The following is an 11976-nucleotide window of genomic DNA, read 5'->3' on the forward strand; positions in this document are numbered from 1 at the left end:
ACCGGACTGGAGAGCCCCGAAGCGAGCAAACTCACTCTGTAGTCCGGTAAAACCGGACTGGAGAGCAGGGTGAGCTGGAATCGCCCAGATGAATGGGAATATATAGTGTAGTTAAAAGGAGAGGATCGCTTCGGTGATTCTCTTTTTCCATGCGTTTATATAGGCAAGTATGTAATAAAATTCACAATGCGGCGAAACGGTGAACAATGTATTGCGAAATTTCAACGTTTATTTGTCGCCTTTGTTAACTGTGCGGAACATCACTTTGATTTCTGATATGTTGAATGCATCAAGAAGGAATACTGTAGTTCGTTAACCGCAGGCGGCAGGTAATTGGCCGGGATTTGCGGGTAATGGTAAGTAGCAAGAAGATGGGGGAGATGGAAATGATGAAAGGGCTGCGGCGCCTAACGGCCGTCCTATCACTGTTCGCAATGACGATTCTCATGGCCGGTTGTTCCGATAAGGTGGTCGTGCTGAATCCGAAAGGTGAGATCGGCAAGCATCAATTGGATCTGATTATTATATCTACGGTTCTTTGTTTAGTTATCATCGTGCCGGTATTGATCCTTACCTTCTACATCGTATGGAAATATCGCCACAATTCGAAAAAGGCGACAAAATACGAGCCGGAATGGGAACATAGCACGAAGCTGGAGACGATCTGGTGGAGCATTCCTATCGTCATTATCGCGATACTTGCTGCCGTAACGATTAAATATACGCATATGCTGGAGCCGTCCAAACCGCTGGAACACGAAGCTAAGCCGATTGTGATCCAAGTCACCTCGCTAGACTGGAAATGGCTGTTCCAATATCCCGACCAAGGCATCGCAACGGTGAATTACATTCAATTCCCGGATAACGTGCCGGTGGAATTCCAGCTTACTTCGGATGCTCCGATGAACTCCTTCTGGATTCCGCAGCTCGGCGGGCAGATTTATACGATGTCTGGGATGGCGATGAAGCTTCATCTTATCGCCGAAGAGCCGGGGGACTATATGGGCATGGGAGCCAACTTCAGCGGACGCGACTTCGGGAAAATGGAATTCACCGCGAAGGCGACCTCGCAAGCGGAATTCGATGCTTGGGTACAACAAGTTAAAGACTCGTCTCCTGCCTTAACGACGGAAGGGTATGAGCAGCTTGCGATTCCGGGCGTGTCGGAAGTGGAAACCTTCTCTTCGATACCGGAAGGGCTGTTCAATAAGATTGTAAATAAATACGGCGCTCATAATCATGGATCGGGTTCTGCCGAACATACCGATAACTCTGGCGAGACGACTAACGAAGGCGCGACTGAGCATGAACATGGGAATGCCGAAGCGACAATGAATCATGAAGGCCATGTGGGCCATGAATAAAAGGAAAGGATGGTGCCGGTATGTGGGACAAAATTAAGGACTTCGCTTCGGAATTTTTCGTAACGGGCGATCCGCTCATCTATGGAGCCGACGTATCCATCGGGCTTACTCTTATAGCGGTCGTTGCCGCGTTAACGTATTTCAAAAAATGGACGTGGCTGTGGAAAGACTGGCTAACGACCGTCGATCATAAAAAAATCGGTATCATGTATGTAATCGCATCATTACTTATGCTTTTCCGCGGTGGGGTCGATGCGCTCCTCATGCGGACGCAGCTGGCGGTTCCGAATATGGAATTCCTTGCGCCGGAACACTATAACCAAATTTTCACGACGCATGGCGTTATCATGATCCTGTTCATGGCGATGCCGCTTATGTTCGGATTGTTCAATCTGGTCATACCGCTGCAAATCGGAGCAAGGGACGTTGCGTTCCCGTTCCTGAACTCGCTTAGCTTCTGGCTCTTCTTCTTCGGAGCGATGCTGTTTAACGTATCGTTCGTTATCGGAGGTTCTCCAGATGCGGGGTGGTTGGCTTATCCGCCGCTCTCCGAGCTTTCTCATAGTCCGGGCGTAGGTCAAGATTTCTATATTTGGGGTATTCAAATTTCCGGGATCGGGAGCTTGATGACGGGGATCAACTTTATCGTGACGATCCTGAAAATGCGCGCTCCGGGCATGAAACTGATGAAGATGCCGATGTTTACTTGGTCGGTACTATCCAGTTGCTTGACGATCATCTTAGCTTTCCCGATTCTGACTATTACATTGGCTCTGCTGTTTATAGACCGTTATCTTGGCGCGCATTTCTTCACGCTGGATATGGGCGGAAATCCGATGATGTATATCAACTTGATCTGGATGTGGGGACATCCGGAGGTTTATATCGTCATCCTGCCGGCCTTCGGGATTTTCTCGGAAGTCGTGGCAACATTCTCGAAGAAAAGATTGTTTGGTTATAAATCGATGGTGTTCGCTCTTATGGCCATTAGCGTTACCTCGTTCTTTACGTGGGCCCATCACTTCTTCACGATGGGATCGGGAGCGAACGTAAATGCGTTCTTCGCGATATCGACGATGATTATCGCGATACCGACGGGAGTAAAAGTTTTCAACTGGCTGTTCACGATGTACCGCGGTAAGCTTAGCTTCCCGACGCCGATGCTATGGATGATCGGGTTCATTCCATGTTTCGTCGTAGGGGGGATGACGGGGGTTCTGTTGTCCGTCGCTCCTGCGGACTTCCAGTTCCACAATAGCTACTTCCTGATCGCCCATTTCCATCAGGTGTTGATCGGCGGGGTTGCGTTCGGATATTTTGCGGGTCTTTACTATTGGTGGCCTAAAGTGTTCGGATTTAAGCTAAATGAGAAAATCGGCAAATGGGCATTCTGGTTCTGGAATATCGGGTTCTATGTTTGCTTCATGCCGCAGTACGTCCTAGGGTTGATGGGGATGACTCGTCGCGTAAGCAGCTACGGCTGGGATAAAGGCTGGTACGAGCTTAACTTAACTTCGACGATCGGCGGTTTCCTGATGGGGATCGGCTTCCTGTTCCAAGTGTGGCAAATTCTGCACAGCATTAAATTCATGGAACGCGATACAACGGGAGATCCTTGGGATGGAAGGACGCTTGAATGGTCCATTCCTTCGCCGGCACCGATGTATAACTTTGCGACATTGCCAAGAGCTGACGATAAAGACGCGTGGTGGGAAGAGAAGCAACGCATTGCGCAGGGCCATGCTCCTAAACCGCAGCCTAAGATAGAACCGATCCACATGCCGAAAAACTCGGGTATTCCATTCATTATGTCGGCGTGCTTCTTCGTAGCGGGATTCGGGTTCGTGTTCGATTGGCTGTGGATGGCGATTCCGGGACTTATCGGAGTCGTGGCGTGCATGCTTGCCCATTCGTTCAATTATAAAACCGACTATTACATTCCGGTGGATGAAATCAAACGCACGGAAGCAGCGGCAAGGAGGGTTATCTAATGGCGAGTTCGGGAAAACCTATTATTTCCGCTCCGTCCCATGGCGTCGAGCAGGGGCATGAGGAGCATCACGATCTAGAAGGGCTTCGGATGATGGGATTCTGGATCTTCTTGATCACGGACTGTATCCTGTTCGGTACCTTGTTCGCGACTTTCGTCGTGTTAAGCGATAGTACGGCTGGCGGGCTTACGGGGGCGGATTTGTTCGAGATGCCTGGCGTAATCGCCGAGACGTTCATCCTATTAACGAGTAGCTTTACGAGCGGATTAGCCGTTCTCTCGATGAACCGCGGCGACCGCAAAGGGCTCATCGGATGGTTGGCGGTAACCGTTCTGCTCGGGGCGTCCTTTATCACTTTAGAAATAACGGAGTTCGTGAACTTAGTCCATGAAGGCGCGGCGATTTCCACGAGCGCATTCTGGTCTGCCTTCTACACGTTGGTAGGTACGCATGGTTTGCACGTATCGATCGGCCTTGTGTGGATGATTTCGATCATGCTTCAGTTAAAGCGTCACGGTATTAATTCCGTAACGCGTCGGAAAGTGAACATCATTAGCCTTTACTGGCACTTTCTCGATGTCGTATGGATCTTCGTCTTTACGATCGTATACTTGATGGAGGTGATGTAAGATGGCGCAGCATCCGGAGCACGGCGCGCATGAGGCTCATGATTCTCACGAAGCGCATGGTTCGCTAAAGTCTTATGTCATCGGATTCGTATTCTCGCTCGTATTGACCGCGATCCCGCTCATCGTCGTTCTGAACGATATGCTCGAAGGGACGGCGGCTACGGTCGTATTGCTCGGTTCGGCGATTCTTCAGTTCGTCGTACAGCTATTCTTCTTCATGCATCTGAAGGAAGAGGGCAAACCGCGCTACAATTTGATGGTTCTCATACTCGGATTGATTATCGTGCTGACTATCGTCGGGGGATCGATCTGGATCATGGCGAACAATCAGGTGGCATAACGTATGCTTTAAGTTACGAATGGATGAAGAAAGAGCAGAAGGTCGGTTAAAGCGACCTTCTGCTCTTCTTTTTTTTGGCGTGCTTTCATTTTATCTCGAAGCGAGTTCCGGTTCCCCGGCTTCCCACGGATTCAGATGGATCATGACCTCTATAACGTCGGGGTCGAAGTCCATGATCAGTTTTTTGAGATGTTTGCTTATGTCGTGTCCCTGCTGAATGGTGTAGTCGTTGCGGACGCCCACGCGGATATCTACGATAATGTAATGACCGTGTTCGCGGGCTCGTACCCGATCGATTCTCTTTACGTTCTTATCGGTGCGAAGCAAATCTTCGTAGTGTGCGAGCTTCTCCGAGGCGACATTGTGCTCCATCAAAATATCGACGGACTCTCTTCCAATCCCGTAAGCAAGCTTGAGGACGAGCAATGAAACGATAATTCCGGCTATCGGGTCTCCATAGGCTGCCCATTCCCAGTTCATATGGTCGCCTAGCAGGCCGATTCCGATCCCGATGACGGCGGCCAACGAGGCATACACATCGGCTAGGTGATCGTAAGCGGTAGCTAATACGCTTTTGCTATTGGTTGCTTTACCGATTTTGATCGTATAAAGGTAGAGGGCCTGTTTCCAGATGAGCGAGAGCGCGGCGGCGCTTAGCGCTAACCAGCTTTCTTCCCCAGGGGGCTCGAACAGAGCGCTTATCGATTGAAAGCCGATCCAGAAAGCGGCGAGAACAAGGATGACGGCTACGAATGCGGAAGCCACGACCTCTGCTTTGCCGTGTCCATAGGGATGATCGTCGTCCGCCGGCTTCTTGGATACCATGGAGGAGGTTAACGCGGCCACTGTTGCGATGATATCACCTGCGTTATGAACTCCGTCCGCGAGAAGCACGGGGCTTGCCAGTATTAGGCCGGCCCCTATTTTAATAAGAGTAAGAACGATGTTGCTAATCAAGCTGATCCATATCGCTAATATTCCCGAATGATGCCTATCCGCCACAATGATTACCCCTTCTAAGAAAGTTTGCCCCGCGCAAAAAATAAATCAGGCTTTCAACCATGAGGTTGAAAGCCTGTATTCGTCCGTATGTGGGTTAATTTGCAATGCGGTTTCATGGGTGACAACCACCCTCTCTAGTGATGCGTTCTCACGTAACTTGTTTATTTTATCATATTCCCTCGATTCAGGCTATTGCTATTGGTGTATTGTACATAACCACCATATAACCGTTAATGTTAGATATGTGTTATTTATACAAAAACTAATGCGATTTAATGTAAGAATTATTGACATTAATATAGGCTGGGAATATGATTACAATAAAACCCAGTGGGGGAGAAGGAGCCGTTCTCCATGGAAATGATGAACGAAGTATCGGTTACTTCGCCTTCCTCCCGTTTTTACAATGAAATGTATAGCGGGGCTAAGGTTCGTGAGCATTACGGCAAAGTGCATCAAGTGCTTGCGCGTATGTCGGTGGAGGATCGGGTAGCGAGACAGGCTAGGATGAACGGGCGCTTATTGGAAGAAGGGATCACATTCACCCTGTCCGGCGGGGATCAACCGGATGCGCTGGAACGGACGATTCCCTTCGATTTGATTCCCCGGGTCATTCCCGCGGAAGAGTGGGAGATGATAGAACAAGGTACGCGTCAACGCGTGCGTGCGCTAAATGCATTCTTGACGGATATTTATCATGAACAGTGCATACTGAAAGACGGGCTTGTTCCGCGACGAATGATTATGGCGAACCGGTACTTCCGCACGGAGATGATGAGGCTTCCCGTACCTGGCGGCACTTACGTGACGGCGTCCGGTATCGATCTGATCCGCGACGAGAAGGGGGACTATTACGTTCTCGAAGATAATTTGCGGTCGCCCTCAGGATTTTCTTACGTATACAAGAGCCGCTCTATCATGACCCATGATTTTCCTGAGCTATATTTCTCTTACTCGGTCCGGGGCATCGATCGGTCGTTGCACGATTTCCGGTCTTCGTTACGGAATCTGGCTCCAACCGATATTGCGGAGCCGGTCATCGCGCTACTGACTCCTGGAAGCTTCAACTCGGCGTACTTCGAGCATACCTTTCTCGCCCAGCAGATGGGGATGGAGCTCGTCGAGGGCAGAGACCTCGTCTGCAGGGATAACAAGATCTATATTCGCAAGCTGTCGGGCTTAAAGAAAGTCGACGTTCTATACCGTAGAATCGACGATGATTATCTTGACCCGCTGGCGTTTCGTCCGGACTCCATGCTGGGCGTTGCGGGTCTAATGAACGCTTATCGCTTCGGCAATATTACAATCGCCAACGCTCCGGGGACTGGCGTCGCGGACGACAAAGCGATCTATACGTTCGTTCCGGAGATGATCCGTTATTATTTGAACGAACGGCCGATCTTGAACAATGTGCCGACTTACTTAATGAGCCGACCCGACGAACGGGAACACGTTCTGGAAAGGCTTGAAGAAATGGTTGTTAAGGAGACGTCGCTGTCCGGCGGTTACGGCATGCTCGTCGGACCTTCGTCTACCGAATGGGAACGGGAAAGGTTCGCGGCCAAAATCCGAGAAAATCCCGATAATTATATTGCCCAGCCGACAATCAAACTATCGACGTCTCCGATTAATCTAGATGGTCATATGGCTCATCGGCATATCGATCTGCGGGTATTCGCCATGGCTGACGGAAGGAACGTACACGTGATTCCGGGCGGGTTGACGAGGGTGGCCATGAAGGAAGGCTCGTTGGTCGTCAATTCCTCCCAAGGCGGCGGTGTCAAAGACACATGGGTATTGCAAAGATAAGGTTTAATAAATGGCAATGTGCCTATAAGGAGTGTGGGCCCTATGTTGGATCGGATAGCGGAATCGTTGTTCTGGATCGGGCGGTACACCGAACGTGCGGAAAATCATGCCCGGCTGCTTGACGTGTATTATCATCTTCGCGAAGAAGGCGGCGAGGAGACGGAAGCAATCTGGAAAAGGATCGCAGAAGCGATAGGAGATTGTTCCTTATACGAGGAGAGATACGAGGCCTATCGGGAGCGCGAAGTGCTATTCTTCCTTACCTTGGATGCGTCGCAGGCCAACTCGATTGTCTCTTGCGTGGCGCAAGCCCGGGATAATCTCAAGAAGATCCGCGAGCAGCTCCCCTCTGAGCTATGGAATTTGCTGAACGGGTTTTATTTATGGTTAAAAGAAGTGCAACCGGAGGAGGTTGTTCGGCAATCTCCGCATCGATTCTTCCAGCGGGTGAAAGAAGGGCTAGCGGCTTTCCAAGGGACCGCGATGTCTCTAGCCATCCGGGACGCGTCTTGGCATATGCTGGAGAGCGGCAGATATTTGGAACGATCGGAGAACGTCGTCAGGCTGTTGCAATCGGTAGGAAATATCGCACCGGATCAACGCAAGGGATCTTATTCGTATACGATGGCGGTGCTGAAGTCGGTAGGCGGATACGAGGCGTTCCGGAGGTTGGACTTGGAGGATATTACATTGGAGGAAGTGGCGCGTTTTCTAGTGCTGCAAGAAACGTTTCCGCGTTCGATTCACTTTTCCTTGGCTACCTTCGATCAGCATTTGAAGGCGGTGCGCGACCAATCGGATAACATCAGCTCCACGCTTGAGCGCATGATCCGCTTAGCGGGCAAAGCGCGCTCGGAGCTGGGGTGGTTGGATCGAAACGACATCACGGTGGATACTTTGACAACGGTGCTTCAGCAGTTGCTTAACACGAATAAGCAGCTTGGCGAAGCGGTTGCCAAGTATTTTTTTTCCCCAGGGCGGGAGGTCATCGCTTGAAGTTAGATATTTGCCACGTCACGAAATACCGTTACGATTCGTCGGTGACGGACAGTGTCAATGAAATCCGGTTAACGCCCCGGACGGACGAAAGACAGGCTTGCTACCACAATCGGCTCGTGGTCGAACCGAACGTTCAACTGTTGTCTTATGAGGATTATTTCGGTAACCGGGTGCATTCCTTCACGGCTCATGCCCCGCATCGGGAATTGGTCATCACCTCGCATTCGACAGTGGTTACAAGGGATAGGGATGTATTGTGGAACGCGGCATGGGGGCCCGAGGAATCATGGAATCGACTGAGCAGCGAGGACTTCATAGACGGGAACGCGGAATATTTGCTCCCTTCCTACTACGTCTCTTTACTCCCGAGAGTAGAGTCGTATGCTTCGGGCATTCGCGGGGAGGAAGAGGGAGTTTTCGGTTTTGTTCGTAATGCGGCTAGCGCGATCTACGGAGATTTCGAATATAAGCCTCTGTCTACCGGGGTGCAGACGACGGCAGACGAATTGATCGGAATAGGCAGCGGCGTTTGCCAAGATTTCGCGCATTTGCTGATCGCGATATGCAGGCTTCGCGGGGTTCCGGCCCGATATGTGAGCGGATATCACTTCGTGGGCGATCTTCAAGGCCGGGATGCGGATTTCGAGCAAGCCTCGCATGCTTGGGTGGAAGTCTATATCCCTGGTGTAGGTTGGCAAGGAATAGACCCGACGAACAATAATCTGATCGATTGGCGTTACGTGAAGTTAGGCCATGGACGAGATTATACGGATATCGTTCCGGTCAAAGGCATATACCGAGGGACAGCGGGACAGACGCTTCAGGTGACGGTCGATGTTCGGTTGGCGGAGACGGGGTAAGAAGAATAATGTTCGGTTTTACAGATAAAAAATATCATCTTTTATAACTAACTTATCACTTTAGTCGAATATATACGAATATTATGGGCAATACCCTCTTGACTCGTACGTATAAATCAGTTACTCTACGTAATGGAAACAATCATGATTTAATCGATTCATCCATTCGTATATCCTCGGCAATATGGGCTGGGGGTCTCTACCGGGAACCTTAAATTCCTGACTACGAAGGATGTGGGACACCCACACCTTCGGCAGTCTGGAGTTTTTTTTGTTGTCCGGCTACGGGGGCATAACAGGAGGAGAATTACGGATGAGCAGTGTTTATGATGTTATCGTGGTTGGCGCCGGTCCTGCCGGTATTTTCACATGTTACGAATTAACGAGAACCTCTCCCCACCTGAAGGTGCTGTTAGTCGACAAGGGGCATGATATCAAGCATCGCCATTGTCCGATACTGGATAATAAGATCGAGTTATGTCCTCCTCCCGCGGGTAAAAAAGATTTCGCGGGCTGCTTGCCGGCCTGTTCGATTACGGCAGGGTTTGGCGGAGCCGGAGCGTACAGCGACGGAAAGTTCAACATTACGACGGAGTTCGGCGGCTGGCTGACGGATTACTTGGCGCCATCGCAAGTGCTTGGTTTGATCCGTTACGTAGATGAGATCAACCTAGAACATGGAGCGACTTTGAATTTGACCGACCCGACGACCGAGTTCGTGAAATCGATCGAGCATAGAGGTTACGCGGCGGGATTGAAGCTGCTGCGGGCACAAGTTCGGCATCTCGGTACGGAGCAAAATTTAGAGATTCTGAAATCGATTCATTCTTACTTAGAAAGCCGCATCGATATGAGGTATAAGGCGGAGGTCACCGATCTGTTGACGGTGAAGGAAAACGGAACCCATCGGGTATGCGGAATCACGTTCAAGAACGGCGAGGAGATCATGGCGGATACGGTCGTGGTGTCGCCAGGACGGGATGGTTCAGGCTGGTTGACCGCCATTCTGAAGAAGCGTCGGTTAGCGATGGTTAATAACCAAGTTGACGTGGGCGTAAGAGTGGAAACCTCGGATGTGGTCATGCGGGAAATCAACGAGCATCTGTACGAGGGGAAATTTATATACAATACGTCGGTAGGGACAAGGGTTAGAACTTTCTGCAGCAACCCGTCGGGACACGTTGTCGTGGAAAATCATAGCGGAGTCATGGCGGCGAACGGGCATGCTTTCAAAGATCCGGCGCTGGGCTCCAGCAATACGAACTTCGCATTGCTTGTCTCCCACAAATTCACGGATCCGTTCGACAAGCCGAACGAGTATGCCCGCGAAATCTGCAAACGGGCGAACGATCTGTCCAGCGGCGGCGTGATCGTGCAGAAGTATGGAGATATTCTGAGAGGTCGGCGTTCTACGGCAGGCAGGATCAAGGAAGGGTTCATCGAGCCGACCTTGCATGAGGCGGTGCCGGGCGATCTCGGCTTAGTGCTACCGTACAACACGATGAAGAGCTTGATCGAGATGGTCGAAGCGCTCGATAAAGTGACGCCGGGCATAGCTTCGGAGCATACGTTGTTTTATGGCGTTGAAGCGAAGTTCTACTCTGCCCGCCCTAAGCTAAGCGAGACGTTGGAAACGGAAATTTCCGGCCTCTACTGCGGCGGGGATGGAGCCGGAGTCACTCGCGGCTTGGCCCAAGCCGGCGCTGCCGGCGTCTGGATTGCCCGTGCCATAACGGAACGGAAGAGCAAGTAAATACCGGTAACAAGTGAAGGCAACCCAGAACTGGAACAAGGTTCTGGGCTGTTCTTGTTTATAACGAAGCGTAGGTCAATCCCGCTAGCAGTAACGATGCGATGAGCATGGCGATGAACGGACGCAAGGCGCGAGTACGGAAGTCGCGCAGGTTCACGTTAAGGCCGAGACCGGCCATGGCCATACCGAGGAGTAGCGTTGTGAACAGAGAGACATCATCCAATAAAGCGGAAGAGTCCGACAGAACATCGGGAAGGACGTAGCTTCCGAATAAGCTCATAGCGACAAAACCCAATAAGAACCAGGGGAAAGGAAAAGGGGCGTTTCCATCAGCCTCGTCTGATCCCTGGGAAGCGTTCGTCTTCCGGCGAGCGTTTAGCTTCGAGAAGCCGACGATTCCAAGGCACAACGGCACGAGGAGTGCGACTCTGCATAGCTTCGCAAGCAATCCATCGGCAAGGGCATCCTGTCCGGCGGGCGCTGCAGCCATGGCGACATGGGCAATCTCGTGCAAGGTGAGGCCTGACCATACCCCGTAAGCGGCGGCATCCATCGGTAACCAAGGCTGAATTAGGGTGTACGCCGCGGCGAACACCGTTCCGATTAAGGCGATCAAACCTGCGCTGATCGCTGTATCCTCCTCCTTAGATTTAAGCAAAGGAGATACGGCGGCAATGGCCGCGGCACCGCAGATCGCGGTTCCAATCGCGAGCAGCAGCGTTAGCTTACGGTCGGCGCGAAGCCAATGGCCGAGGGCCAATACCGTGACTAAGGAGAAGGCGACCGTGCCGCCGCTTCGCGCTAACAAAGGCAATCCCTGTTGCAATAGCTCGGCGACGTTAAGCTTCAGTCCGAATAGAACGATGGCTAGGCGAAGCAATGTTCCGGAAGAAAAACGAATGCCTACCCCGAGCGTCATGGGATAGCCGAATCGGTGGCGATAAGCCGCCGCGAGCAGCAAGGTGCAGGCGAGCGGTCCTAGACGGTCGAGGCCGGGTAGCAGGGACAGTCCCCAGCCGGCCGCGGCTAATGCGATTGTGAACAGGATACCGTATAAGCGAGCGGGCGCAAGCGGCAGCTCGGCGGTAGATGCGGTAGTGAGTTTGGTTAACATGATGTCTGAATCCTCCAATGATGTAACGGGAGTGAGTAGGTCTGTTATTTATAGATTACTTTGGATTGTATAATAAGAAAAATTAATTATAATTATATCTATAGTAAGTAATAAC

General features: G+C 51.1%; 10 protein-coding genes and 1 riboswitch. Of the genes, 8 read left to right on the plus strand and 2 right to left on the minus strand.

What is annotated here, in order from left to right; genetic code table 11:
• The first annotated feature begins 386 nt into the window (after positions 1-386).
• From cyoA to cyoD, 4 genes are read left to right on the plus strand one after another with little or no spacing between them, the layout of a single operon-like run.
• Positions 387-1364 carry a ubiquinol oxidase subunit II gene (gene cyoA / locus L3D05_RS09295; RefSeq protein ID WP_239615754.1) on the plus strand — a complete coding sequence of 326 codons (978 nt, stop codon included), beginning with the start codon at positions 387-389 and terminating at the stop codon, positions 1362-1364.
• 20 nt (positions 1365-1384) lie between these two features.
• Positions 1385-3355, plus strand: coding sequence for a cbb3-type cytochrome c oxidase subunit I (locus L3D05_RS09300; RefSeq protein ID WP_239615755.1), 1971 nt, complete (start codon positions 1385-1387; stop codon positions 3353-3355).
• The gene (gene cyoC / locus L3D05_RS09305) at positions 3355-3984 is read left to right on the plus strand and encodes a cytochrome o ubiquinol oxidase subunit III (RefSeq protein WP_239615756.1); all 630 of its coding nucleotides are present in this window, start codon (positions 3355-3357) and stop codon (positions 3982-3984) included. Before L3D05_RS09300 ends, cyoC begins: the two co-directional genes overlap by 1 nt.
• A gap of 1 nt (position 3985) precedes the next feature.
• Positions 3986-4324, plus strand: a complete 339-nt coding sequence (cyoD, locus tag L3D05_RS09310; RefSeq protein WP_239615757.1) for a cytochrome o ubiquinol oxidase subunit IV — start codon at positions 3986-3988, stop codon at positions 4322-4324.
• Positions 4325-4414: 90 nt separating this feature from the next.
• Here cyoD and L3D05_RS09315 read toward each other — a convergent pair whose 3' ends face one another.
• Positions 4415-5326: a cation diffusion facilitator family transporter gene (locus tag L3D05_RS09315; RefSeq protein ID WP_239615758.1), complete on the minus strand. Its 912-nt coding sequence runs from the start codon at positions 5324-5326 to the stop codon at positions 4415-4417.
• Positions 5327-5680: 354 nt separating this feature from the next.
• Between L3D05_RS09315 and L3D05_RS09320 the strand changes: the two genes are divergently transcribed.
• From L3D05_RS09320 to L3D05_RS09335, 4 genes are all read left to right on the plus strand, one after another.
• On the plus strand, positions 5681-7135 hold the full coding sequence (locus L3D05_RS09320) for a circularly permuted type 2 ATP-grasp protein (protein WP_239615759.1): 1455 nt from the start codon (positions 5681-5683) through the stop codon (positions 7133-7135).
• Between the two features lie 42 nt (positions 7136-7177).
• A complete protein-coding gene (locus L3D05_RS09325; RefSeq protein ID WP_239615760.1) occupies positions 7178-8131 on the plus strand; it encodes an alpha-E domain-containing protein in 954 nt (317 codons plus the stop codon).
• Complete coding sequence (locus tag L3D05_RS09330) at positions 8128-8994, plus strand: transglutaminase family protein (protein WP_239615761.1); 867 nt, start codon at positions 8128-8130, stop codon at positions 8992-8994. The genes L3D05_RS09325 and L3D05_RS09330 overlap by 4 nt, the downstream gene beginning before the upstream one ends.
• Positions 8995-9140: 146 nt before the next feature.
• Positions 9141-9240, plus strand: a riboswitch (purine riboswitch).
• A 67-nt stretch (positions 9241-9307) separates the two neighbouring features.
• Positions 9308-10747: an NAD(P)/FAD-dependent oxidoreductase gene (locus tag L3D05_RS09335; RefSeq protein WP_239615762.1), complete on the plus strand. Its 1440-nt coding sequence runs from the start codon at positions 9308-9310 to the stop codon at positions 10745-10747.
• Positions 10748-10805: 58 nt separating this feature from the next.
• On the opposite strand, the gene L3D05_RS09340 is transcribed toward L3D05_RS09335, so the two are convergent.
• Positions 10806-11861, minus strand: a complete 1056-nt coding sequence (locus tag L3D05_RS09340) for a YeiH family protein (RefSeq protein ID WP_239615763.1) — start codon at positions 11859-11861, stop codon at positions 10806-10808.
• Between the last annotated feature and the right edge of the window lie 115 nt (positions 11862-11976).

It is taken from the genome of Cohnella mopanensis, from assembly GCF_022352055.1.
Lineage (GTDB): Bacteria > Bacillota > Bacilli > Paenibacillales > Paenibacillaceae > Cohnella > Cohnella mopanensis.